Source organism: Labrys sp. LIt4 (assembly GCF_017813775.1).
Lineage (GTDB): Bacteria > Pseudomonadota > Alphaproteobacteria > Rhizobiales > Labraceae > Labrys > Labrys okinawensis_A.
The window spans coordinates 1-275 of sequence record NZ_JAGIPY010000086.1; the positions used below are offsets into that span (position 1 = coordinate 1).

Here is a 275-nt window from a genome sequence, read left to right on the forward strand (position 1 = left end):
GCCTTCATCACGTCGTCGCGCACCAGGCGGAACAGCTTGCCGATCTCGATGCCGGGTTTCTGCAAATTGGCGGTCAGGGCGGTGACGAAGGGCGAATTGCCGCCGCTGCCGTCGAGGGCGACTTCGCCGGCCTTGGCGGCGTAGACGACAAGCGTGCCGCCATCCGGCTCCACCCGGCTGAGGCCGCGCGAGACCGCGCGCGTGGCCGTCTTGCGGGTCATGTTGGCGAGGAAGGGATTGTTGCGGCAGGCATCGAGGATGACCAGGCGCATGCC

General features: G+C 68.0%; 1 protein-coding gene. It reads right to left on the bottom strand.

What is annotated here, in order from left to right:
- Nucleotides 1-275 (bottom strand): caspase family protein (locus tag J8I29_RS29770; protein ID WP_209434437.1); only part of this gene is annotated, 275 nt, incomplete at both ends.